At 71.9% G+C, this 23,703-nt stretch carries 26 protein-coding genes; 3 read left to right on the forward strand and 23 right to left on the reverse strand.

The window, feature by feature from the left end; translation table 11 throughout:
- Positions 1-65: 65 nt before the first annotated feature.
- The 7 genes from araA to WA640_RS00985 form a co-directional block, all read right to left on the reverse strand.
- Positions 66-1,562 (reverse strand): L-arabinose isomerase, encoded by a 1,497-nt coding sequence (gene araA / locus WA640_RS00955; RefSeq protein WP_335985671.1) that lies wholly within the window; start codon positions 1,560-1,562, stop codon positions 66-68.
- Between the two features lie 6 nt (positions 1,563-1,568).
- Positions 1,569-2,252 (reverse strand): L-ribulose-5-phosphate 4-epimerase, encoded by a 684-nt coding sequence (locus tag WA640_RS00960; RefSeq protein WP_335985672.1) that lies wholly within the window; start codon positions 2,250-2,252, stop codon positions 1,569-1,571.
- A complete protein-coding gene (gene araB / locus WA640_RS00965) occupies positions 2,249-3,913 on the reverse strand; it encodes a ribulokinase (RefSeq protein WP_335985673.1) in 1,665 nt (554 codons plus the stop codon). The genes WA640_RS00960 and araB overlap by 4 nt, the downstream gene beginning before the upstream one ends.
- A gap of 292 nt (positions 3,914-4,205) precedes the next feature.
- Positions 4,206-4,859, reverse strand: coding sequence for a hypothetical protein (locus tag WA640_RS00970; RefSeq protein WP_335985674.1), 654 nt, complete (start codon positions 4,857-4,859; stop codon positions 4,206-4,208).
- Positions 4,856-5,266 (reverse strand): phage holin family protein, encoded by a 411-nt coding sequence (locus tag WA640_RS00975; protein WP_335985675.1) that lies wholly within the window; start codon positions 5,264-5,266, stop codon positions 4,856-4,858. Before WA640_RS00975 ends, WA640_RS00970 begins: the two co-directional genes overlap by 4 nt.
- Positions 5,267-5,270: 4 nt before the next feature.
- Positions 5,271-5,603, reverse strand: coding sequence for a plasmid stabilization protein (locus WA640_RS00980; protein ID WP_335985676.1), 333 nt, complete (start codon positions 5,601-5,603; stop codon positions 5,271-5,273).
- Between the two features lie 76 nt (positions 5,604-5,679).
- Positions 5,680-6,198 carry a DUF4383 domain-containing protein gene (locus WA640_RS00985; protein ID WP_335985677.1) on the reverse strand — a complete coding sequence of 173 codons (519 nt, stop codon included), beginning with the start codon at positions 6,196-6,198 and terminating at the stop codon, positions 5,680-5,682.
- Between the two features lie 117 nt (positions 6,199-6,315).
- On the opposite strand from WA640_RS00985, the gene WA640_RS00990 reads away from it, so the two are divergent.
- The 3 genes from WA640_RS00990 (at position 6,316) to WA640_RS01000 (ending at position 9,333) form a co-directional block, all read left to right on the forward strand.
- Entirely contained in the window at positions 6,316-8,157 is a 1,842-nt protein-coding gene (locus WA640_RS00990; RefSeq protein WP_335985678.1) for a transketolase, read from the forward strand.
- Between the two features lie 90 nt (positions 8,158-8,247).
- The gene (locus WA640_RS00995) at positions 8,248-8,664 is read left to right on the forward strand and encodes a CBS domain-containing protein (protein ID WP_335985679.1); all 417 of its coding nucleotides are present in this window, start codon (positions 8,248-8,250) and stop codon (positions 8,662-8,664) included.
- Between the two features lie 102 nt (positions 8,665-8,766).
- Positions 8,767-9,333: a hemerythrin domain-containing protein gene (locus WA640_RS01000; protein ID WP_335985680.1), complete on the forward strand. Its 567-nt coding sequence runs from the start codon at positions 8,767-8,769 to the stop codon at positions 9,331-9,333.
- A gap of 44 nt (positions 9,334-9,377) precedes the next feature.
- Here WA640_RS01000 and WA640_RS01005 read toward each other — a convergent pair whose 3' ends face one another.
- From WA640_RS01005 to WA640_RS01080, 16 genes are all read right to left on the reverse strand, one after another.
- Positions 9,378-10,181: an RNA polymerase sigma factor SigF gene (locus WA640_RS01005; RefSeq protein ID WP_335985681.1), complete on the reverse strand. Its 804-nt coding sequence runs from the start codon at positions 10,179-10,181 to the stop codon at positions 9,378-9,380.
- Between the two features lie 128 nt (positions 10,182-10,309).
- Entirely contained in the window at positions 10,310-12,037 is a 1,728-nt protein-coding gene (locus WA640_RS01010) for an acyl-CoA mutase large subunit family protein (RefSeq protein WP_106362251.1), read from the reverse strand.
- Positions 12,038-12,252: 215 nt separating this feature from the next.
- Positions 12,253-12,654: a Rid family hydrolase gene (locus WA640_RS01015; RefSeq protein ID WP_106362250.1), complete on the reverse strand. Its 402-nt coding sequence runs from the start codon at positions 12,652-12,654 to the stop codon at positions 12,253-12,255.
- A gap of 17 nt (positions 12,655-12,671) precedes the next feature.
- Positions 12,672-13,400, reverse strand: a complete 729-nt coding sequence (gene priA, locus WA640_RS01020; protein ID WP_106362249.1) for a bifunctional 1-(5-phosphoribosyl)-5-((5-phosphoribosylamino)methylideneamino)imidazole-4-carboxamide isomerase/phosphoribosylanthranilate isomerase PriA — start codon at positions 13,398-13,400, stop codon at positions 12,672-12,674.
- Complete coding sequence (gene hisH / locus WA640_RS01025; RefSeq protein ID WP_335985684.1) at positions 13,397-14,014, reverse strand: imidazole glycerol phosphate synthase subunit HisH; 618 nt, start codon at positions 14,012-14,014, stop codon at positions 13,397-13,399. Before hisH ends, priA begins: the two co-directional genes overlap by 4 nt.
- 10 nt (positions 14,015-14,024) lie before the next feature.
- Positions 14,025-14,183 carry a hypothetical protein gene (locus tag WA640_RS01030; protein WP_181245630.1) on the reverse strand — a complete coding sequence of 53 codons (159 nt, stop codon included), beginning with the start codon at positions 14,181-14,183 and terminating at the stop codon, positions 14,025-14,027.
- On the reverse strand, positions 14,180-14,788 hold the full coding sequence (gene hisB, locus WA640_RS01035; protein ID WP_106362247.1) for an imidazoleglycerol-phosphate dehydratase HisB: 609 nt from the start codon (positions 14,786-14,788) through the stop codon (positions 14,180-14,182). The genes WA640_RS01030 and hisB overlap by 4 nt, the downstream gene beginning before the upstream one ends.
- Positions 14,789-15,892 carry a histidinol-phosphate transaminase gene (locus tag WA640_RS01040; RefSeq protein WP_335985686.1) on the reverse strand — a complete coding sequence of 368 codons (1,104 nt, stop codon included), beginning with the start codon at positions 15,890-15,892 and terminating at the stop codon, positions 14,789-14,791. It lies immediately after the preceding gene.
- On the reverse strand, positions 15,889-17,199 hold the full coding sequence (gene hisD, locus WA640_RS01045; RefSeq protein WP_335985687.1) for a histidinol dehydrogenase: 1,311 nt from the start codon (positions 17,197-17,199) through the stop codon (positions 15,889-15,891). The genes WA640_RS01040 and hisD overlap by 4 nt, the downstream gene beginning before the upstream one ends.
- Before the next feature lie 45 nt (positions 17,200-17,244).
- Positions 17,245-17,901, reverse strand: coding sequence for a DUF2567 domain-containing protein (locus WA640_RS01050; RefSeq protein ID WP_335985688.1), 657 nt, complete (start codon positions 17,899-17,901; stop codon positions 17,245-17,247).
- A gap of 59 nt (positions 17,902-17,960) precedes the next feature.
- The gene (locus tag WA640_RS01055) at positions 17,961-19,070 is read right to left on the reverse strand and encodes a MinD/ParA family ATP-binding protein (RefSeq protein ID WP_335985689.1); all 1,110 of its coding nucleotides are present in this window, start codon (positions 19,068-19,070) and stop codon (positions 17,961-17,963) included.
- Between the two features lie 221 nt (positions 19,071-19,291).
- Positions 19,292-20,239, reverse strand: coding sequence for an RluA family pseudouridine synthase (locus WA640_RS01060; RefSeq protein WP_106362243.1), 948 nt, complete (start codon positions 20,237-20,239; stop codon positions 19,292-19,294).
- Positions 20,236-20,757, reverse strand: coding sequence for a signal peptidase II (gene lspA / locus WA640_RS01065; RefSeq protein WP_442904672.1), 522 nt, complete (start codon positions 20,755-20,757; stop codon positions 20,236-20,238). Before lspA ends, WA640_RS01060 begins: the two co-directional genes overlap by 4 nt.
- Positions 20,758-20,870: 113 nt before the next feature.
- Positions 20,871-21,371, reverse strand: a complete 501-nt coding sequence (locus tag WA640_RS01070; RefSeq protein ID WP_442904673.1) for a TraR/DksA family transcriptional regulator — start codon at positions 21,369-21,371, stop codon at positions 20,871-20,873.
- A gap of 392 nt (positions 21,372-21,763) precedes the next feature.
- On the reverse strand, positions 21,764-22,378 hold the full coding sequence (locus tag WA640_RS01075) for a hypothetical protein (protein WP_106362240.1): 615 nt from the start codon (positions 22,376-22,378) through the stop codon (positions 21,764-21,766).
- Between the two features lie 259 nt (positions 22,379-22,637).
- On the reverse strand, positions 22,638-23,624 hold the full coding sequence (locus WA640_RS01080; RefSeq protein ID WP_106362239.1) for a DivIVA domain-containing protein: 987 nt from the start codon (positions 23,622-23,624) through the stop codon (positions 22,638-22,640).
- Positions 23,625-23,703 lie beyond the last annotated feature (79 nt).

Here is a 23,703-nt window from a genome sequence, read left to right on the forward strand (position 1 = left end):
CGCCGGAAACGCGGGAGGGCGGGCCCGCAGGCCCGCCCTCAGCGCGTGTTATCCCTGTTCAAGGGCTAGATACCGCCCTCAAGGTGGTGGTACACCTGGTTCCAGCGCAGCTCCTGCTTGAACTCGCGGGCGTTGGTGTCGCCGTCGATGGTCACCAGTTCGACCCCGGCGATCTCCGCGAAGTCCTCCATGACCTCGCGGCCGAACGCCTGCGTGAACGACGTGTGGTGCGGGCCGCCCGCCGTCAGCCAGGCCTCGGCGGAGGTCTGGAGGTCGGGGCGGGGCACCCACACGGCGCGCGCGACCGGCAGGTTCGGGAGGTCCTCGTCGGGCTCGACCGCGTCGACCTCGTTGGCGACCAGGCGCAGCCGGGTGCCGAGATCGAGGAGGCCGACCATGAGGGCCGGGCCGGGCGGGGCGGTGAAGACCAGGCGGACCGGGTCCTCCTTGCCGCCGATGCCGAGCGGGTGGATCTCCGCGGTCGGCTTCTCCGAGGCGATCGTCGGGCACACTTCGAGCATGTGCGCGCCGAGGATCTGCGGGGACTCCGCGCCGAGGTTGTACGTGTAGTCCTCCATGAAGGAGGTGCCGCCGGGCAGGCCCGCGGCCATGACCTTCATGAGCCGCACCAGGACCGCGGTCTTCCAGTCGCCCTCGCCGCCGAAGCCGTAGCCGTCGGCCATGAGGCGCTGCACCGCGATGCCCGGAAGCTGCTTGAGCGCGCCGAGGTCCTCGAACGTGTCCGTGAACGCCTTCGCGCCGTGCTCTTCGAGGACCGAGCGCAGGCCCAGCTCGATGCGGGCCGCGTCGCGCAGCGACTCGTGCCGGGCGCCGCCCGCGCGCAGCTCGGGGACGACGTCGTAGTCCGCCTCGTAGACCGCGGCCAGCTCGTCGACGGCCTTGTCCTCGATCGACGCGACGCGCTCGGCGAGCTCGTTGACGCCGTAGGTGTTCACCTCGACGCCGAGGCGGATCTGCGCCTCGGTCTTGTCGCCTTCGGTGACGCCTACGTACCGCATGTTGTCGCCGAAGCGCACCAGCTTGAGGTTCTGGACCTCGTTCCAGCCCAGGGCGGCGCGGGCCCAGTTGCCGACGCGCTCCTGGACCTGCGGGTCGCCCCAGTGGCCCACGACGGTCTTGCGGCGGTGGCGCAGGCGGGTGAGCATGTACCCGAACTCGCGGTCGCCGTGGGCGGCCTGGTTCAGGTTCATGAAGTCCATGTCGATGTCGGCCCACGGCAGGTCGCGGTTGTGCTGCGTGTGCAGGTGCAGCAGCGGCTTCTGGAGGGCGCCGAGCCCCGCGATCCACATCTTCGAGGGCGAGAACGTGTGCATCCAGGCGATGACGCCGATGCACTCGTCCGACGAGTTCGCTTCGAGGAGGACCCGCCGGATCTCCTCAGGCGTGGTCAGGACCGGCTTCGCGACCACCTTCACGGGGATCGAGTCGGCGCCGTCGAGGCCCGCCACGATGTCCGCGGAGTTCTGCGCGACCTGCTCGATCGCCTCCGGCCCGTACAGGTGCTGGCTGCCGGTGACGAACCACAGTTCTTTTGTTCCCATTGCTTCCTACTGCTCCTTCGGGGCCTGGCCGTAGACGTTCTGGTAGCGGTCGTAGAGCGAGTCGATGTCCGCCTGCGGGATCGGCACCGGCTCGCCGAGCTGGCGCGAGATGTGCACGGTGCGGGCGACGTCCTCGGTCATCACGGCGGCCTTCACGGCCGACTTCGGGTCCTTGCCGATGGTGAACACGCCGTGGTTCTGCATGATGACCGCCGGGGAGCGGTGGCCGCGCAGGGTCTCCACGATGCCCTTGCCGATCGCGTCGGAGCCGATGAGCGCGAACGGGCCCAGCGGGATCTCCCCGCCGAACTCGTCGGCCATCGCCGTGAGCACGCACGGGATCGGCTCGGCGCGCGCGGCCCACGCGGTCGCGTACGGGCTGTGCGTGTGCACCACGCCGCCCGTCTCGGGCATCCGCCGGTAGACCTCGTTGTGGGACTCCGCGTCCGAGGACGGCGACAGGTCGCCTTCGAGGATCTTCCCGTCGAGGTCGGTCACGACCATCAGGTCAGGGGTCAGGTCGTCGTAGGAGACGCCCGACGGCTTGATGACGATGACGTCGGTGCCCGGGACGCGGCCCGAGACGTTCCCGCTCGTCCACGTCACCAGGCCCCAGCGCAGCAGCTCGGCGTGGAGCGCGCACACGCGCTCCTTCATCTCCTGGACCTCAGGCGTCGACTGGTACGTCATTTGCTTGCCTCCGTGGCGATCTCGTTCAGCGTGTGCAGCGCGCGCGAGCCGCCGCGGCCGAAGTGGTCGTGCAGCTCCTCGTAGACCGCGTACAGGCGGTCGTAGGCGTCGGCGCGGGCCTCGTCCGGGACGTAGGCGTTGCGCTCGACCTTGCCCATCGCCGCCGACGCGGCGTGGATGTCCGGGTAGGCGCCCGCGGCCACGGCCGCGTGGATCGCCGAGCCCAGCGCCGGGCCCTGCTCCGAGGTGAGGACCGTGATCGGCATGCGCAGCACGTCCGCGTAGGTCTGCATGAGCCACTTGTTCTTCAGCAGCCCGCCCGCGGCCACGAACTCGTCGATCGGCACGCCGGCCTTGACGAGCGTCTCCACGATCATGCGGGTCCCGAAGGCGGTGGCCTCCACGAGCGCCCGGTAGATCTCCTCGGGCCTGGTCTGGAGCCCCAGGCCCAGGATCGCGCCGTGCAGGGCGTGGTCGACCAGGACCGAGCGGTTCCCCGAATGCCAGTCGAGCGCCACCAGGCCGTGCGCGCCCACCGGCTGCTCGGCGGCGAGCTCGGTCAGGTACTCGTGGATCGAGATCCCGCGCTCGGCGGCGGCCTCGGTGTACGCGGCCGGCACGCCGTTCTTGGTGAACCACGCGAAGATGTCGCCGACACCGGACTGGCCGGCCTCGTAGCCCCACAGGCCCTTGGTGATGCCGTCGCGCACGACGCCGCACATCCCCTGGGCCTCCTTCAGCTCCTCGCCGTTGACGACGTGGCAGGTGCTCGTGCCCATGATGGCGACCATCTGGCCCGGCCCGACGGCCTTCGCCGAAGCGGCGGTGACGTGCGCGTCGACGTTGCCGACGGCGATCACGGTGCCCGCGTTCAGGCCCGTCCACTCAGCGGCCTCCGCGGTGAGCTCGCCGGCCTTGTCGCCCAGGGCCGACAGCGGGTGCTCCATCTTCGCGTTGAAGTCCGCGAATTCGGGGTTCAGGGCCGCGAGGTACTCGCGGGAGGGGCGCTCCCCGTCCTGCACGATCCCCTTGTACCCGGCGGTGCAGGAGTTGCGGGTCTCCTCGCCGCACAGCTGCCAGATGATCCAGTCCGCGGCCTCGATCCAGCGGTCGGCGCGCGCGTACAGCTCCGGGTCCTCCTCAAGGAGCTGGAGGCCCTTCGCGTAGGCCCACTCCGAGGAGATCTTCCCGCCGTACCGCGGCAGCCACGACTCGCCGCGCTCGGCCGCCACCGCGTTGATGCGGTCGGCCTGGCCCTGCGCGGCGTGGTGCTTCCACAGCTTCGGCCACGCGTGCGGGCGGTCGCGGTACTCGTCGAGCTCGCACAGCGGCGTCCCGTCGGCGGTCGTCGGCAGGATCGTGCACGCCGTGAAGTCCGTGGCGATGCCGATCACCTGGTCGGCGCTCACGCCCGCGGCCGCGACCGCGGCCGGGACGGCGTTCTTGAGCACGTCGACCCAGTCCTTCGGCGACTGGAGCGCCCAGCTGCGCGGCAGGCGGACGCCGGAGCCGGGGAGGGCCTCCTCGATGGCGCCGTGCTCGTAGACGTGCTCGGCGCTGGCGAGTTCGCGCCCGTCGGCTACGGACGCGACGACGACGCGGCCCGAGAGCGTGCCGAAGTCGATCCCGATAGCAACGGCACCGTTGTCGCTGCCAGTCATTGTGCAGCCTCCTTGGGCTCGTTCAGAAGTGACCGTTCACATGCAGGGAGTCCCCCACGCGCGTGCGACCCGCCCCGGCGCGCGCCGAACGGCGCCTGCACGCGGGTGGGTCCCAGACAACCTAACGCATTCGCACGTTCGGTACCAGTGGCGGTCAGGCGTTCCGGCCCCGAAAGCGGACATGCCGCCCGGTTCGGGAGCCGAGGCGCGGGCCCGCTGTGACACAGGTCCCGCCCTGGGCGCGGAGCACCGGCGGACCCGCGGGTCCGCCGGTGCGTGTCCGGTCCGCGCCTCAGCGGCTGATGAGGCGGCGGAACTTCGACCGGCGCTTGGGGCGGAGGCGGTCCGCCGCGGACCCGACCGCCGCCACGGTGCGGTCGAGGCCCTTGCGGCCCGACTTGCGGCCGCGCCGGGCGGCCTTCGCGGCGTCCCCCGCCGCGAGCTTCACGGCGTTGCCGCCGTACTTCGCGGCGATCGTCGCGCTCGCCGCCGCGAGGCGGGCGCTCTCGCGCGCCGAGCGGGTCTCGGCGCGGCGGTGCCCGCGCGTGACGGCGACTGTGACCACGGTGGCCGTGACGGCCCCCGCGGCGGCGACGGCCACCGTGAACGGGTGGCGGCGCACCGGCGCGAACGGGCCGTGCGCGTGCGCGGCGTCGGGCGACAGGCCCAGGCGCTCGCGCAGCTCGTGGACGGCCTCGTCGATGCGGTCGCGGGCGTGGTCGGCCTCGCGCATCAGCTCCTCCACGGTGGCTTCGGGCGCGGACTTCGCCGCGGCCTCGGCGCTGCCCTCGTCGGCCTCGGACCAGTCGTGCCGGTGCTCGTGCTCTTCCGCGTCGTCGCGGCGCACGACCTCGACGTCGGGCTGGTACGGCATGCCCGTCGACGGCGGCGGCGCGAGCCCCGCCCCGGGAGGCATGTCCGCGGGGTGCGTGTTCGGACGGGTCATCGGTGCATCCTTCCCTGCAAGGCCCGGGCGTCCTGCCGGGCGCGTTCCATGGTGTCCTGGGGGATCGGCGGCATCGCCTGCTTCAGGGCCGAGCGGCCCGCCAGCGCGGCGACCCCGGCCGCCGCGAGCAGCACGACGCCGATCACCAGCGCCGCGAGCCACGCGGGCCACACCAGCGCGAGCGCGATGCCCGCGGCCAGGAGGAGCGCGGCCCCCGCGTAGAACGCGAGCACGCCCGCCGCGGCGAACATGCCGCCGCCGCGCGCGCCGCGCTTGGCCTTCTCGGCGACCTCGCGGGCCGCGAGCTGCGCTTCGAGGTGCGCCAGGTGCGTCACGTCCACGGCCAGGTCGCCGACGAGCTGCCCGACGGACCGGTCGTGCGCGTCCCAGTGGTCGCGGACGTCCATGTCGTCACCCCTTGCGGTCCACGGCCCGCTTGAGCTGGGCCTTGTTCATCTTCGAACGGCCCTTGACGCCCTTCTTGCGGGCCTCTTCGTAGAGCTGGTCCTTGGTGCGGCCCTTGGGCCCGGAGTGCGAGCGCTGGCCGCCGCGCTTGGACGAGGACATGTCCTCGGTCGAGGTGCGGCTCGCGGTCTTCGTCTTGCCTTCGCGGGCGCGCTGCTTGTTGACCGTGCGCGCGGCGATCTCCTCGGCGCGGTCCTCGCTCTCGCCCCGGTCCTCCGCGCTGTCGCGGATCTTCCGGTACTGGCGCTCTTCCTTCTTCGTCCAGTGCTGCTGCGGCATGGCCTGTCACCTCCGAGGTTCGCGGCCGTTCCGATGAGGACGGGGTTCCCGGCCCGGCGGGGCCGGAAACCCCCGTTCAGCGGGCGGCACCGCGGTTCGTCTCGCCGAAGTCGCCGTCGGTGCGGGCCTCGCTCTCGCGCGGGAGGCGGCGGTGCAGGACCAGGCCGAGGACGATCATGAGGACGCCCAGGCCCAGTTGGAGCAGCGCGGAGGCGCCGTTCCACGGCAGGAAGCCGCCGATCTCGGAGGCGAAGAGGCCGATGAGCCCCAGGACGGCGAACAGGACGCCGCCGCCGAGGAGGAACCGGCGCGCGTAATCGGCCATCCAGGACATGATGAGGCCGACGACGCCGGCCGCGAGGTAGAGCAGGTTCGCGAGGATGGAGATCGCGAAGACGCCGAACAGCTCGGTCTGCGAGTCCCCGGCGAACGCGATCCTGGAGAAATCGGTGGTGAGCGCCGGGATGAACCCGGCGACGCCCATGAGCAGGAGGACCCACGAGACGGCGTTCAGGCCCTCCTGCACGGCGGTCGTGCGCCGCCGTTCGGCCTCCCACCAGTGGTGGCCGGTGGTCGACATCGGTCGCGAGTTCATGGCGTGCTCCTCTCCTTTCGGGTGCGTTCCGGGTACCCGCCGCCGCGGCGGCGACACGCGGTTTTGCGGCCGGGGCTGCGGGTAGCCGCAGAGGACTCAGTGATCGGAGGGGACAGGATGGGCGTCATCGACGAACGGATCTCCGGACTGGAGGAGCTGGCCCAGCAGCTGCGGGTGGACGCGGTGCGGGTCTCGGCGCAGGCGGGGTCGGGGCACCCGACGTCCTCGATGTCGGCGGCCGACCTCATGGCGGGCCTGCTGGAGGGCCACCTGCACTACGACTTCGCGCACCCGCACCGGGCCGGGAACGACCGGCTCGTGTTCTCCAAGGGCCACGCGTCGCCGCTGCTGTACGCGATGCTCCGCGCGGTCGGCGCGATCGACGAGGAGCACCTCATGACGTACCGGCGGCTCGGCTCGGACCTGGAGGGGCACCCGACGCCGCGCCTGCCGTGGGTCGACGTCGCCACCGGGTCGCTCGGGCAGGGCCTGCCGATCGGCGTCGGGATGGCGCTCGGCGCGCGCCTGGGCGGCTCGCCCGCGCGCGTGTGGGTGCTGTGCGGGGACGGCGAACTGGCCGAGGGCTCCATGTGGGAGGCGTTCGCGGCCGCGGCGGACCTGGGTCTGGGGAACCTGTGCGCGATCGTCGACGTCAACCGGCTCGGGCAGCGCGGGCCCACCAGGTACGAGTGGGACACGACGGCGTACGCGACCCGGATCGGCTGCTTCGGGTGGCACACGGTCGAGATCGACGGCCACGACCCGGCCGCGATCGACCAGGCGCTCGCCGCCGCCGAGGAGGAGCACTCGCGCCCGACCGCGATCATCGCGCGCACCCGCAAGGGCAAGGGCGTGGCCGCGGCCGAGGACAAGGAGGGCCTGCACGGCAAGCCGCTCCAGGAGTCCGAGAAGGCCGTGGTCGAGCTCGGCGGGGTGCGCTCCGCGCACGTCGAGGTGAGCCCGCCGAGGTCCACCGAGCCGCGACAGCGCGGCGAGCGGTCGCCGCTGAATCTGCCGTCGTACCCGGTCGGGACGATGGCCGCGACCCGCGACGGCTTCGGCGAGGCGCTCAAGGCCGTCGGCGAAGCCGATCCCGACGTGGTCGTGGTCGACGGGGAGGTCGCCGACTCCACGCGCACGGCCGCGTTCGCGGAGGCGTTCCCGAACCGGTTCGTGGAGTGCTACATCGCCGAGCAGCAGATGATCGGCACGGCGGTGGGCCTGCGCACGCAGGGCTGGGTGCCGTACGCGGCGACGTTCGCGGCGTTCCTGACCCGCGCGCACGACTTCCTGCGGATGGCCGCGATCAGTGGCACCGACCTGCGGATCGTCGGCTCGCACGCGGGCGTGTCGATCGGCCGCGACGGCCCGAGCCAGATGGGGCTCGAAGACCTCGCGATGATGCGGGCGCTGTGGCGCAGCGTGGTCCTGTACCCGTGCGACGCGAACCAGGCCGCGCACCTGACGGCGACGATGGCCGACGTGCCGGGCATCAGCTACCTGCGGACCACCCGCGGCGAGACGCCGGTGATCTACCGGCCCGACGAGACGTTCCCGGTGGGCGGGTCCAAGACGCTCCTGTCGTCGCCGCACGACCGGCTCGCGATCGTCGCCGCAGGGGTCACCGTGCCCGAGGCGCTCAGCGCGGCCGAGCGGCTCCTCAAGGACGGCGTCCCGGTCCGGGTCATCGACGCGTACTCGGTGAAGCCCCTGGACGCGGCCGCGGTCCGGCAGGCCGCCGCCGACACCGGGCGGATCCTCACCGTGGAAGACCACCGGCCGGTCGGGGGCCTCGGGGACGCCGTCCTCGACGCCGTCGCCGGGCGCATCCCGGACGTGCGGTTCAAGAAGCTCGCCGTCCACGGCATGCCCGGGTCGGCCGGGCCCGCCGAGCAGCTCGCCTCGGCGGGGATCGACGCCGCCGCGATCACGCACGCCGCGCAGCGGCTCCTCGCCTGATTCGGCGCTTATGGCCCGGGGCGGCGGGTAACCGGAGAAAATCGAGGAACATTCACTACTCGGGCGGTCCCGAAGAAGGAGATGGGCCACATGGCAACCGCACGCGAACTCATGCACACCGGGTGCACCTGCGTCAAGAGCGACCAGACCGCGGCAGACGCGGCGCGCCTCATGATGGAGCTGAACGTCGGCGCGCTGCCGATCTGCGGCGCCGAGGACGAGAAGATCAAGGGCATGGTCACCGACCGCGACCTGGTCGTGAACGTCATGGCCGCCGGGGAGGACGCCATGACGTACACCGTCGACCGGCTCCCGCAGGGCCACCTGATCCTCGCCGACGCGAACGAGGACATCGACATCACCATCGCGAAGATGAAGGAGCACCAGATCCACCGCATCCCCGTGATCGACCAGGGGCGGCTGGTGGGCATCATCGCGCTCGCCGACCTGTCCCACGGGATGCCCGAGTCCGTCACCGGCGAACTCGTGGAGTCGATCCGCTCCTGAACCCGGTCGCGGAGGGCCGCCGCCGGGCGGCCCTCCCGCCCCCGCAGCGCCCCGGAACACCGTGCCCCGCAACGAATCGCCCCGACACCCTAGGAGGCAGCGATGCCCCAGACCGAGCAGGACACCGATCTCATCCGCGTCGTCGAGGACGACCACCGCGCGTTCGAGGCGGCCTTCGCCGAACTCGAAGCGACCGCGTCGGAACCGGTGGGGCGCAAGGCCCTCGTCGACCACGTCATCGCGAACCTGGTGCGCCACGCCGTGGTCCAGGAGCAGTTCGCGCACCCGGTGATCCGCAAGCGCCTCGACGACGGCGACGAGATCGTCGAGCACGAGCTGGCCGTCTACGGCGAGGCCGAGATGGTCATGAAGGCCCTCGACGAGCGCGGCCCCGCGGACTTCGACTTCGAGCCGCTCCTGGAGCGGCTCATCACCGGGGTCCGGGCCCACATCATCGAGGAGGAGGCGCACCTCCTCCCCCGCCTCGCCGCGGCCTGCGACGCCGAGGAGCGGCGGCACATCGGGTTCAAGATGCTCGCGGCCAAGGAGTTCGCGCCGACCCGGCCGCACCCGCACGCGCCGGACTCGACGCCCGCGAACCTCGTCGTCGGCCCCGGGATCGGGCTCGTCGACCACATCCGCGACACCTTGGCGCACCGGGAGGTGTGAGCGCGGGGGCGGCGGATCGCTCCGCCGCCCCCGTTCTCTCAGAGCTATTCGGTCTCGGTGGTCTGCTCCAGGCCCTCGCGGAGCTCGCCGAGCGTGCGGTGCAGGAGCCGCGAGACGTGCATCTGCGAGATCCCCACCTCCTCGGCGATCTGCGTCTGCGTCATGTCGCCGAAGTACCGCAGCGCCAGGATCCTCTGCTCCCGCTCCGGGAGCTCCTGGATGAGCGGCACCAGCGACTCGTGGTCCTCGACCAGGCCGAGCGCGGCGTCCTCGCCGCCGATGGCGTCGCCGATGCGCGGCGCGTCCTCGTCGGCGAACGGCGCCTCGTCGAGCGAGACCGCCCGGTACGCCTGCCTGGCCTCGTAGCCCTCCTGGACCTCCGCCTCGGTGATGCCGAGGTGGTCGGCCAGTTCCGCGTCGGTCGGCGGCCGGCCCAGCCGCTGCGACAGCTCCGCGCCCGCGCGGTTCACCGCGATCCGCAGCTCCTGGAGCCGCCGCGGGACCCGCATGGGCCAGCTCGTGTCGCGGAAATGCCTTCTGACCTCGCCCATCACGGTCGGTACCGCGTAGGAAAGGAAGTCCGACCCCTGATAGGGGTCGAAGCGGTCGACCGCGTGGATCAGGCCCACGGACGCGACCTGCACCAGATCGTCCTTCGCGATCCCCTTGCCCGAGAACCGCTGGGCGATGTGCTCCGCGAGCGGGAGGTGCCCGGTGACGAGCCGCTCCCTGACCTCGGCCCGCCGCGGGTCGTCCGCGTCGAGGCCGGCCATCTCCCGGAACAGCGGCGCCAGATGGCCGTACTCGTCCGAGCCGCGCCGCTTGCTTTCGGTGTTGTTGTCTCCCATGCGATCGCCCTCCTGCCCCCAATGGACATCGGTTTGAAGCATGTTGCCCCGTATGGGTACTTGACACCCCATTGTTACACCGTTTCGCACGCAAGATCAATGCCGCCGGATGAATATTGCGTTAGGCGTTAAATGGCAGCGTTTTCCCGGTATTCGCCCCATTCGTCGCGCAGTGCCCCGCAGATCTCCCCGAGCGTGGCCTCCACGCGGGCCGCCTGGAGGATCGGCTCGATGAGGTTCGCGGTCCCCCTTGCGGCCGTGACGATGTCGGCGAGCGCCCGCTCGACCGCGGCGTTGTCGCGGCCTGCGCGGCGCTCCGCGAGGAGCGCGTTCTGGCCCTGCTCGACCTCGCCGGAGACGCGGAGGATCTCCAGGTCGGCGGTGACGGTGTTCGTCAGCTCGGTGACGCCCACGATGTGCTTCGTGCCGTCTTCGAGCTGCTGCTGGTACGTGAAGGCCGATTCGGCGATCTGGGCATTGAACCACCCGTCCTCGATGCCGCGGAGGATGCCGGAGGTGACCGGGCCGATCTCGTGGCGCCCGGCCGCTTCGCGGGCCACGTCGGCCGCGTTGTCGCCGGTCTCGCCGCCGAGGGCGAGGATCTGGAGGAACAGGTCCTCGGCCTCGGCCTCGATCTTGTCGGTGAGCGCCTCGACGTACCAGGAGCCGCCGAGCGGGTCGGCCACGTTCGTCACGCCGGTCTCGTCGCGCAGGACCGCCTGGGTGCGCAGCGCGATCTCCGCGGCCTGGTCGGTGGGGAGCGCGAGCGTCTCGTCGAGCGCGTTGGTGTGCAAGGAGTTCGTGCCGCCCATGACGGCCGCGAGCGCCTCGACGGCGGTGCGCACCACGTTGTTGTACGGCTGCTGCGCGGTCAGCGAGACCCCGGCGGTCTGGGTGTGGAACCGGAGCCATTGCGCGCGTTCGGTCTCGGCGCCGTAGACGTCGCGCAGCCACTTGGCCCAGATGCGGCGGGCCGCGCGGAACTTCGCGACCTCCTCGAAGAAGTCGATGTGCGCGTCGAAGAAGAACGACAGTCCCGGCGCGAACACGTCCACGTCGAGGCCCCGCGATAGCCCGAGTTCCACATAGGAGAACCCGTCGGCGAGGGTGAACGCGAGTTCTTGCGCCGCAGTCGATCCGGCCTCGCGGATGTGGTAGCCGGAGACCGAGAGCGGCTTGTAGCGCGGGATGTGCTCGGCGCAGTAGGCCATGAGGTCGCCGATGAGGCGCAGGTGCGGCTCGGGCGGGAACAGCCACTCCTTCTGCGCGATGTACTCCTTGTGGATGTCGGTCTGGAGCGTCCCGTCGAGGGTCGAGAGGTCGACGCCCTGGCGCTCGGCCGCGGCGAGGTACATGCAGAAGATCGGGACCGCGGGCCCGGAGATGGTCATCGAGGTGGTGACGCCGCCGAGGCCGATGCCGTCGAAGAGGCGGTCCATGTCGGCGGTGGAGTCGATGGCGACGCCGCAGTGGCCGACCTCCCCGAGGGAGGCGGGCTCGTCGGAGTCGCGGCCCATGAGCGTGGGCATGTCGAACGCGACGGACAGGCCGCCGCCGCCCGCGCCGAGGAGCATCTTGTAGCGGGCGTTGGTCTGCTCTGCGTTGCCGAAGCCGGAGAACTGCCGGATGGTCCACTGGCGGCCGCGGTAGCCGGTCGGGTAGAGCCCGCGCGTGTACGGGAACTCGCCGGGCCAGCCGATGCGGCCCATCCGCGGGTCGTCGACCCCTTCGGGCGGTCCGTAGACGGGCTCGACTTCGAGACCCGACAGGGTCGTGAAGTCGGCGTCGCGTTTGGCGGCGGAGGCATAGCGCTTGGCCCAGCGCTCGCGGCCTTCGGCGATCTCTTCAGCGTCCACGGTGACACCTCACTTTTGGCGAGACTACGGCGAGCCTTCGGTCGGACTCACGGCCAATACTACTGAACGGTCGTTAAGCCGACAGGTGGCATAACTCCCCAAATGATCCAACATCAACTGGGAGCGTCTCCGCAAATCGGGCGTCCGGGGGTCCCCTTGTTTTCAACCCTACGCGCAGGGTCCGACACCCGCTGCAACATGAAGTCGCTTCACGGCTAGTCGATGTCGCGCCAGGCGCGGAACGCCTCCAGCTCGACGGCCACGAGCTGGCCGGGGTGGAACAGGCCCGTCACGATCACGACGGTGGCCGTGGGGAGGACGACGCCGAAGAACTCGCCGTGGACCCGGCCCACCGGGTCGGCGTGGGCCGGGTCGGTCACGTAGAGGCGGGAGCGCACGACGTCGGAGACCCCGGCGCCCGCGTGGACCATCGCGTCGAGCGCGGTCCTGAACGCCTCGCGGGCCTGCCCGGCGGGATCGCCCTCCAGGTGCGGCCGCGCCTCGACGTCGGCGGTGCACGCGCTCGTGACCACGAGCGGGCCCACGGCCACGGCGCGCGAATACCCGTAGAGCTGCGCCCACGGCCCGGTCTCCGGAACCCGTTCGACCAGTGCCATGCGCGCCTCCCCTTGAGCTACATACCCTTCAGGAGGTTCAACGCTTCAGCGACCGTGAAGTTACGCTCGTACAGCGCCGTTCCCACGATCGCGCCCTCGACGCCCGCGTCCACGAGCCCGGCCAGCGCCCGCAGGTCGTCCAGAGAGGACACCCCGCCGGAGGCGATCACGGGCTTGTCGGTGGCCTCGCAGACGCTGCGGAGCAGGTCCAGGTTCGGGCCCGAGAGCATCCCGTCGGAGTTCACGTCGGTCACCACGTACCGCGCGCACCCGGCGCGCTCCAGCCGCTCCAGGGTCTCGAACAGCTCGCCGCCCTCGCGGGTCCAGCCGCGCGCGGCGAGGCGCCCGCCCTTGACGTCGAGGCCGATCGCGACCCGGTCGCCGTACTCGCCGCAGATGCGGTCGCACCACTCGGGGTCTTCGAGCGCGGCGGTGCCGATGTTGACGCGGCGGACCCCGGAGGCCAAGGCGCGCTTGAGGGTCTCGTCGTCGCGGATGCCGCCGGACAGCTCCACCTGCATGTCGACCTTCGCGGCCACCTGGGCGAGCAGCTCGTGGTTCGAGCCGCGCCCGAAGGCCGCGTCGAGGTCCACGAGGTGGAGCCACTCGGCGCCCTGGCGCTGCCATTCGAGGGCCGCTTCCAGCGGGTCGCCGTACTGCTTGCCCGAGCCCGCGACGCCCTGGACGAGCTGGACGGCCTTGCCGCCGGTGACGTCGACGGCCGGGAGCAGTTGAAGTTCGGTCATGTCAGATCCTTGATCCAGTTGGACAGCAGCGCGTACCCGGCGTCGCCGGACTTCTCGGGGTGGAACTGGGTGGCGGCGAGGGCGCCGCGCTCGACCGCGGCGATGAACGGCTCGCCGTGCTCGCACACCGCGACCAGCGAGCCCGCGGGTTTCGCCTTGGCGGCGTAGGAGTGCACGAAGTAGAAGCGCTCCTCGGTGCCGATCCCGGCGAACAGGCGCATCCCGGCGTCGGCGCGCACCGTGTTCCAGCCCATGTGCGGGATGCGCGGCGCGTCGAGCAGCTCCACGCGGCCTTCGAGGACGCCGACCCCGGCGGTCTCCACGCCGTGCTCGATGCCCTCCGCGAAGAGCACCTGCTCGCCGACGCAGATCCCGAGCACGGGCGCCTCGGCGGCGACCCGTTCGCGGATCACGGTGTCGACGCCGCTCTTGAGGACGCCTTCCATGCAGGCCGCGTAGGCTCCGACGCCGGGGACGACGAGCCCGTCCGCGCGGCGGGCCGCGTCGAGGTCGCTCGTGAGTGTCACGTCGCCGCCGGCGCGTTCCAAGGCACGGAACGCGGAGCGCAGATTGCCTGAGCCGTAGTCGAAGAGGACCACTTTCGGCTTGGTCACCTTGTCCCCCTTACCCGTAGACGAGGTACAGGCCGCCGCCGAACGCGGCGGCGGCGAGGATCCCGGTGACGACCGCGGCGGGGAGCTTCCCGTTGCGGCGCAGGCTCACCGCGCCGCCGACGAGGATGCCGGCGAGCGCCATGAGGAGGATCGGCCCGGCCCAGCTCACAGGACCCCCTTGGTGGAGGGGATGTCGGTGCCGTCGATGCGGGTCGCGTACTTCAGGGCCCGCGCGAGGGCCTTGAACTGGGCCTCGATGACGTGGTGCGCGTCGGGCTTCTGGCCGGGGTTGGCGGCGCGGAGCACGGTGACGTGCAGGCAGATCCGGGCGTGGTACGCGAAGGATTCGAGGATGTGGCGGGTCATCGACGTCGGGTAGTCCGTGTTGATCATCGGTGCGATGTCCATTGGCTCCTCGTGGACCATGTACGGGCGGCCCGAGAGGTCCACGACGGCGCGCGCGAGCACCTCGTCGAGCGGCACGGAGGCGTCGGCGAAGCGCACGACCCCGGCCTTGTCGCCGAGGGCCCCGGCGAACGCCTGGCCGAGCGCGATCGCGGTGTCCTCCATGGTGTGGTGCGCGTCGATGTGGAGGTCGCCCTTGACGGCGATCTTGAGGTCGAAGCCGCCGTGCTTGCCGAGCTGGTGGAGCATGTGGTCGTAGAAGCCGACGCCGGTGGCGATGTCGACGACCTTGTCGGTGCCGTCGAGGTCGACGTAGACGTCGACGCTGGTCTCACCGGTGGTGCGGACGATGTGCGCGGTGCGGCTCACTTACTTGCTCTCCTCGAACAATTCGGGGCGGTCGGTCAAAGCGGCGTCGAACGCGTCGAGGAGCGCGGTGGTCTCCTCCTCGGTCCCGGCCGTGATGCGGAGGCGGCCGGGGAGGCCGACGTCGCGGATGAGGACGCCCTGGTCGAGGATCGCGCGCCACACGGCGGCGGCGTCCTTGAAACCGCCGACGAGCACGAAGTTCGCGTCGGAGTCGGCGACGGGGAGTCCCTTGGCGCGCAGGCTCTTCACGATCCGGTCGCGCTGGTGCTTCAGCTCGTCGACCTCGGCCTGGAGCTGCGCGGTGCAGGCGAGGGCGCCGCGGGCGGCGGCCTGCGTGATGCTCGACAGGTGGTACGGCAGGCGCACCAGGAGGAGCTTCTCGACGAGTTCGGGATCGGCGGCGAGGTAGCCGACGCGGGCCCCGGCGAACGCGAACGCCTTCGAGAGGGTTCGGGTGACGACGAGGCGCTTGCGGCCCGCGAGGCGGCCGAGGGCCGTCGAGCCGGGGTCGCGGGCGAACTCGGCGTAGGCCTCGTCGATGACGACGAGGCCGCGCGCGGCCTCGTAGGCGGCGTCGATGACCTCGGCGTCGAGGGCGGTCCCGGTCGGGTTGTTCGGCGAGACGAGGAAGACCAGGTCCGGGTCGTGCTCCTCGATCGCGGCGCGCACGTACGCGGGGCTGAGCGTGTAGTCGTCCTCGCGGCCGCCGTCGATGAACGCCGTGCCGGTGCCGCGGGCGAGCAGCGGGTGCATCGAGTACGACGGCATGAAGCCGAGCACGGTGCGGCCCGGCCCGCCGAACGCCTGGAGCAGCTGCTGGAGGATCTCGTTGGAGCCGTTGGCGGCCCACACGTGGTCGGCGGTGAGCCCGTGGCCGAGGTACGCGGCCAGGTCGGTGCGCAGCGCGACCGCGTCGCGGTCGGGGTAGCGGTTGAGGCCGCGCAGCTCCCGGCCGATGAACTCGGCCACCACGGCGGCGACCTCTTCGGGGATGGCGAAGGCGTTCTCGTTGGTGTTCAACTGAACCGGGACGTCGAGCTGCGGTGCGCCGTACGGCGACTGCCCGCGCAGGTCCGCGCGGAGCAGGTTCTCGATCTCTGTCATTTCGCCTCGAATCTGGCGGACACGGCCTCGCCGTGCGACGGGAGGTCCTCGGAGACCGCGAAGGCGACCACGTCGTCCGCGACGACCTCAAGGGCCTCGCGGGAGTAGTCGATGAGGTGGACCGCGCGCAGGAACGTGTGCACGCTGAGCCCGGCCGAGTGGCGGGCGCACCCGCCGGTCGGCAGCACGTGGTTCGACCCGGCGCAGTAGTCGCCGAGGGACACCGGCGAGTACGGGCCGACGAAGATCGCCCCGGCGTTGCGGATGCGCAGGGCCACCTCGCGGGCGTTCGCGGTCTGGATCTCCAGGTGCTCGGCGGCGTACGCGTCGGCGACGGCGACGGCCTCGTCGATGTCGGCGACGAGGATCGTCCCCGACTGCTCCCCCGCGAGCGCGGTCATGATCCGCTGGGCGTGCCGGGTCTCGGGCGCGCGGCGCTCCAGCTCGGCGTCGACGGCGTCGGCGAGGGCCGCGGAGTCGGTGATGAGCACCGAGGCGGCGGCCGGGTCGTGCTCGGCCTGGCTGATCAGGTCGACCGCGACGTGGACCGGGTCGGCCCCGCCGTCGGCGATGACCGCGATCTCGGTGGTCCCGGCCTCGGCGTCGATGCCGACGAGGCCGCGCACGGCGCGCTTCGCGGCGGTGACGTAGATGTTCCCGGGCCCGGTGATCATGTCCACCGGGTCGCACTCGTCGGTGCCGTACGTGAACATGCCGATCGCGGCGGGCCCGCCGACGGCGTAGACCTCGTCGATGCCGAGGAGCCCGGCGACGGCGAGGATGCCCTGGTCGGGCAGGCCGCCGTTGGTCTTCTGGGCCGGGGAGGCCAGCGCGATCGACTCGACGCCCGCGATCTGCGCGGGGACGGCGTTCATGATCACCGACGAGGCGAGGACGGCGAGGCCGCCGGGCGCGTACAGGCCGACGCGGCCGACCGGCAGGTACCGCTCGGTGACCGTGCCGCCCGGGGCGACCTCGGTGGTGACGTCGGGGAGGCGCTGGGCCCGGTGCGCGGTGCGGACCCGGTCGATGGAGGTCTCGTAGGCGCGGCGCAGCCCGGGGTCGAGCTCGGCGACGGCGGCCTTGATCGCGGCTTCGGGGACGCGCAGGTGCTCAAGATGCACGCCGTCGAAGCGCTCGACGATCTCGACCACGGCGGCGGTCCCGCGGTGGGCGATGTCGTCGAGGAGCGGCTGGATCTGCGCCAGGGCCGCGTTCACGTCGAGCTCGGCGCGCGGCATCAGCCCGCGCAGGGCGCGGACCGGGTAGCCGGCGATTTCTCCTGAAAGGTCGATGCGTCTGAGCACGCTCCAAGCGTAGTCACCCGCAATTCCAGGTCAAAGGGCATACCGCTATTCGGGAGCGTCCGTACGAAGGCTGGGACGGCGTGACCAACCTGCGCAGACCGTGTAAGTGAAGGTCGCGGCGAGGGCCATCACGGCGAGCGCCCCGAGCTGGAGCGAGTCGAGCGCGGTTGTGAGATGCCCGACCTTCAGCGCGTCCCACGCGGCGGCCGGGTCGAGCTCGACGAACAGGACCGACGGGGGCCGGAACATGTGGACGCCGACGGGGGCGCGCTCCACGGCGTCCCAGAACTGCTGCCACTCGTTCGCCCCGATCTTCCAGGCCACGACCTGGCAGGCGATCGAGCCGATGACCAGGCCCAGGAGCAGGAGCGGGCCGCGGCGCTCGCGCATCGCCGACCACGCGACGATCGCGGCGACGATCCCGAGGACCAGGCCGATCCCGGCGAACATGAGGTCGCCTTCGATGTACCCGTCCGGGTAGGTCTCGGTGGGGAGCCAGCCGCCGTCCACGACGACGAACTCGACGCGCGGGGTGACGATCTGCCAGAGCATCGCGGCGGGGAAGCCGAGCGCGGTGAGGACCACGGCGAGGACGCCCGCGGCGAGCAGGTCCCGGCCGACCGTGCGCGGCGACCGTGCGGGCGGGCCGCCGTAGACGTGCGGATCGGTGCTGGGGGATGCCGGGGTCGCTTCGTCGGTCACGCCTGGAATCCTGCCACAGCGGGCTCGGGGGGCGGTGGCGTGTTCGGTGGACGCAGCGGTTACAGACCGTCCACGATCGTCGCCGCCGCTTCGAACCAGGCGGCGCGGGTCTCCGGCCGCAGGGCCGAGAACTCGATCTTCGCTCCCGGTTCCAGGGACGGGTCGTAGGGGACGACCGCGCACGCGCGGGTCCGCTGCGAGAAGTGCCGCTGGAGGTCGTGCAGGAGCGGGCCCGGGTTCGGGGTGGGCATCGACAGGAGCGTCACCGCGTTCTTGACGAGGTTGCCGTAGCCGCCCTCTTCGAGGTGGTCGAGCATCCAGTCCGCGGAGAACGCGGCGTCCTCGCGGGGCACCGTGGTGACCACGAGCCGGTCCACCGAGGAGACGACGGTGCGCCAGTTCGGGGACTCGACGTTGTTGCCGGTGTCGATGCACACGATGTTGTGGGTGCGCGTGAGGATGTCGAGCACGCGCAGGACCGTGGTCGGGTCGAGGCGGCGCTGGAGCTTCGGGTCCTCGTCCCCGGCGAGCACGTCGAACGAGCCGTCGGAGGAGTGGCGCAGGAACTCGTCGAGGTGCTCGGGCAGGTGCACGCCCGCGGCCTCGACCTGGTCGAGGTGCTCCACGAGGTGGCGGATGGTGCGCCCGTGCCGGGCGGACCCGGCGCGCAGGCCCAGGGTCCCGCGCAGTTCGTTGTCGTCCCAGGCGATCACGCCGCCGCCGCGGGCGGTGCCCATGGCCGCGGCGGACAGGACCGTGGCGGTGGTCTTGTGGACGCCGCCCTTAGGGTTGATGAACGCGATGACGCGGCTGCGGCCGAGGTCGCGGCGGAGCCGCTGGAGCGCGACCGGGCTGGGCTCGGCCGCGGGCTGCGGCTGGCGCGGCTGCGGCGGCAGGCCCTGCTGGGGGCGGATCGGCTGGGTCATCTGCGCGGCACTCGGCGGGGTCTGCGTCGCCACCGGCGGGCGGCGGCCCGCGGTCGGCACCGAGTAGTGCGCCTGGCCCGGCGGCGGGCCGACGGGCGGCGAGGGCGGGTAGGACTCGCGGGGCGGGGGCGTGGGGGTCTGCTGGGCGCCGCCGGCGCGACCGCCGCGGCCGCGACCGAGCAGTTTCTGCCAGCGTGAGCCGTCGTTGCTGCGGTCGTTGCTCCAAGCCTCGGGCGTGTTCACGTGCGACCTCCTCTCGACCGTTGCGGTGGACCGGTCCGCGGGCAGGGCGGCTCGCGGTCCCGCGTCGCCCCGACCGGGCGCCGTTACCACCCGCGACTATTAGAACACAACGATTCCTCAAGGCCCGTTGCGAATCGCGGGCCGTTCCGGCCCGGGGGTGAGGCGTGCGTTACGTCCGCCCCGGCGATGCGGCGGGCGCCTGGAACCAGTCTAGTGGCTTCCTATTGGTCCGCTCGCAACCGCGCCAGCGCCGTCTCCAGGTCGTCCGGGTAATCACTCGTGAAGGTGACCGCGCGGCCGGTTCCGGGGTGGACGAACTCCAGGCGGTAGGCGTGGAGCCACTGCCTGGTCAGGCCGAGCCGCTCGGCGAGGACGGGGTCGGCGCCGTAGGTGAGGTCGCCCGCGAGCGGGTGGCCGAGCGCGGAGAAGTGGACGCGGATCTGGTGGGTGCGGCCGGTCTCCAGGCCGAGGTCCATGAGGGACGCGCCGGGGAAGACCTCGATCGTGTCGTAGTGGGTGACGCTGGGCTTGCCGTCGGCGACCACGGCCCACTTGTAGTCGTGGCGCGGGTGGCGCCCGATGGGCGCGTCGATGGTGCCCGACAGCGGGTCGGGGTGGCCCTGGGCGACGGCCCGGTAGCGCTTGGAGACGCGGCGCTCCTTGAAGGCGCGCTTGAGTTCCGAGTAGGCGCGCTCGCTCTTGGCGACGACCATGAGCCCGGAGGTGCCCACGTCGAGGCGGTGGACGATGCCCTGGCGCTCGTCGGCGCCGTAGGAGGAGAGCCGGTACCCGGCGGCGGCGAGGCCGCCGGTGACGGTGGGGCCGGTCCAGCCGGGGCTGGGGTGGGCGGCGACGCCGACGGGCTTGGCGACGACGACGATGTCCTCGTCGTCGAAGACCACGTCGAGCCCGGCGACGGGCTCTTCGACGCGGGCGCGCACGTCCTCGGGCGGCGGCGGGAGGACGACCTCCAGCCAGGCGCCCGCGGAGACGCGCTCGGACTTGGTGGCGCACGGCGAGCCGTCGAGGGTGACGTCCCCGGCGGTGACGAGCTCGGCGGCGACGGTGCGCGAGAGCCCCAGGAGCCGGGACACGACCTGGTCGATCCGCTGGCCCTCGAAGCCCTCGGGGACCGGCAGCGACCGGGTCTGGCGCCCGTCGGCGCTCATGCGTCCGCCTTCGCGCCGTCGGGGGCGGGCTTCTTGCGGGCCTCGGGCGAGAAGCCGTGGCCGGTGAGTTCGAGGAGCACGATGAGGACGACGCCGCAGCACAGCGCCGAGTCGGCGAGGTTGAAGATGGGGAACGCCTCGGCGAAGGGCTTGAAGACGCTGATGAAGTCGACGACGTGGCCGTGCGCGAACCCGGGCTCGCGGAAGTACCGGTCGACGAGGTTCCCTGCGGCGCCGCCGAGGACCAGGCCGATCGCGATCGCCCAGCCCGGGTACACGATCTTCCGGGACAGGAAGACGAGGAACACGACGACCGCCGAGGCGACGATCGTGAAGATCCACGTGTAGCCGGTGCCGAGGCTGAACGCGGCCCCGGAGTTCCAGGTGAGGCTCAGGTAGACCAGGCCGCCGAGGATGCGCACGGGTTCCTGCGGGTCGAGGTTGGCCTCGGCCAGGTACTTCGTCCACTGGTCAAGGCCGACGGCGACCGCGGCGATGAGCAGCGCGGCCAGGGTCAGGCCGGGCCGCCGGCGCCGGGCGGGCGCCTGGGGCTCAGGGTCTGCAACGGCGTGGTCGGGGGTGGTGTCGTCGGGGCCGGGGCCGTCGTCGGCCCCGGGCTGGGTGTCCTCGCTCAGCGTCGCTCCTCAAGCTGTTTGCAACTGACGCAGAGGGTAGCGGACGGGAAGGCGGCCAGACGCGCCGCCGGGATGGGCTTGCCGCACTTCTCACAGAAGCCGTAGCCGCCCTCGTCGATGCGTTCGAGGGCGTGGCTGACCTGGCGGATGCGCTCGGAGAGCGAACCGGCCACGGCCACTTCGTGCTCGTGCTCGACGGTCTTGGAGCCGGAGTCGATCTGGTCGTCCCCGGCGGTGTCGCTCAGGCGCTCGCGCTGGGCGACGGCGATGGAGTCGGAGTAGCGGCGCTGCTCGGCGACGAGCTCGTCGAGCCGCTCCTTGAGCGCGGCGCGCAGCTCCGCCTGCTCGCTCTCGGTGCGCGGCGCGTGGTCGGCCTCGGGTGCCGCCGGGGGAGGCGCGGCGGCCTTGGCCGCGGGCTTCGCCGGGGCCTTCTTGACCGATTTCTTGACGGTCTTCTTCGCGGGCGTCGCACGGCCCGCGGCGGCGGTCTTCTTCACCGCCGCCTGCTTCACCGGCGCCTTCTTGGCGGCCGCCTTCTTCACGGGCGCCTTCTTCACCGCGCTCTTCTTGGCGCTCTTGGCGACCGTCTGCTTCGCGGCCTGCTTCTGGGTCTTCTTGGCTGGACTCATGACGCGCCTCTGGAGGGGTATGTCGGCTCGGGTTCCGGTGTCGTCGGGACACGCCGGGGCCTCGGCAGTGCCCTGCGTCGGGCGTTCGGCATCGCGGCTCCCGAGTTCGCGTACTCCTGACGACCTCGCCGAAACGAGGACAATGCGCGCCAGGCCCCGCCGAGGCGGGAGCCTGCCGCGCAATTAAGCACACAGGATACGCAAGACCTGCAACTAGGTCAATTACTTCGAGAACTTGACCCCGGACTGTGCGTCAGCGTTCAGCGCCCCGCGACAGGGACCATGAGGAGGCGCGAGGCGGGCTCGCACATCGCGCACGGCGTGAACCCGAGTTCGAGGGCCTCGGAGACGGGGAGCGGCTCGTGGTCGCGGCCGGTGAGGTGCGCGCACGAGGAGTGGTGGAAGCGGGGCCGCCCGTCGATCACGGCGACCTCGGTGTCCAGGCGCATGAGGCCCGCGGCCTCGATGCTGGACATGCGCTGCTCGGTGGGCTCGTCCGCGAGGGACTCGGGGGCCCGGTGGCTGGTCGCCTGCCGCGGCGGCTCCTCGAAGCGCAGCTCCGGGTCGCGGTCGACGGCGTAGTCGGTGGACTCGAAGACCTTGCCTTCGATGAGCGGCAGCTCCGTGGTGGGGCTGTCGTCGGCGCCGATGCGCCGGAACTGCTGCGTGTCGTCGTCGGCGGCGGGCCGGGCGGTCCGCTGGGAGGCGATGCGCGGGCGCTTGGCGCCCCTCCCGCGGATGCCGACGTAGAGCGCGATCCCCGCGGCGAGGCTCGCGGTGATCGACGAGACCAGCAACTGGTCGTTCCCGGTGATCATGCCAGTGACCAGCAAGACCGCGGCTATGACGAGGATCAGCAGGCTGCTGACGATCACGTCGTGTCCTCCCCTGCGCGGGGCGGCGGAGCCCTCGCGCGGTCCTACCGCGGGCCCCGAGGGGACCGCGGATCGCTAACGCATGGTGGTGGCGGCGGTGAGGGCGGCCCGGGCGTCCCGTACTCGGGACACCGGCGCCCTCACCCGCTCACCCATGGATAACGAGGCGATCCCCGTTCAGGTTATGCCCGCAGGCGTGCCAATGTCGCGCAGCGACCCTGCCTCGGCACGCGCGGCTCCCGGGGAGGCGGGAGTGGGGTCAGCCGCGGCCGCCCTGCATGACGAACGCGGAGCGGGCGCCGGTGCGCTCGTTCCCGCCGGTCTCGCGCTGGGCCTCCTCGAAGGCCTCCTCCTGGGTGCGGCCCTGCTGGCCGTTCAGGTCGCGCAGCTGGCTTTCGAGGTAGAGCTTGAGGCGGGTGCGGTACTCGCGCTCGAAGGTCTTGAGCTCCTCGATGTTGTGGAGCAGGGACGTGCGGGACTCCTCCAGCTGGCCGATGACCTTCTGGCGCTCCTCCTCGGCTTCCATCTCCATGCGCTCGGCCCGGTCGCGGGCCTGGCCCACGAGGTCCTCGGCCTGCGTGCGGGCCTCGGTGACCATCGTGTCGGCGTCGCGCTGGGCCTCGGTGACCATGGTCTTCGACTCGCGCTGGGCCTGGGCGACCATGGTGGTGGACTCGCGCTTGGCCTGGTCGACCATCGTCTGCGCCTCGCGCTGCGCCTCGGCGACCATCGTCTGCGACTCGCGCTGGGCCTCGCTCAGGAGCGTGTCGGCCTCCCGGCGGGAGTCCTCCAGGTGCTCGTCGGCGGTGCGCTGGGCGACCATGAGAAGGCGCAGGGCCTCCTGCTCGCCGCCGGCCCCGGCGGGGGCGGACGCCTCCTGCTGGGGGCCGCGCTGGGCCAGTTCCTGCTGGAGCTGCTGGGCCTGCTGCTGCGCGGCGACCATCTGCTGGTGCATCTCGTGCAGCTCGCCGTCGAGCTCCTGGAGCTGCTGCTCCATGGCGTGCTTCTCCCGCTGCACCCGGTCGAGTGCGGCGGCCATCTCGGCGTGGTCGGCGGCTCCGGGGGGAGCACCGGCGCGGAGGCTGTCGAGCTGGGCGCGAAGCTCGCCGTTCTCATCGCTGAGGCGAGCGAGTTCGCGCTCGACCTCGTCGAGGAAACCGTCGACCTCGTCCTCGTCGTATCCGCGCTTTCCGAGCATGGGTTTCTTGAACGTGACGTTGTGAACGTCGGCTGGGGTCAGCGGCATTCGAAACTCCTTCTCAGCTGTTCGCCTGGCGCACAAGGCCACCCGACACGATAACCGTGCCGTGCACCCCCGCCCGGAA

Source organism: Glycomyces sp. MUSA5-2 (assembly GCF_037034145.1).
Taxonomy (GTDB): Bacteria; Actinomycetota; Actinomycetes; order Mycobacteriales; family Micromonosporaceae; genus Glycomyces; species Glycomyces artemisiae.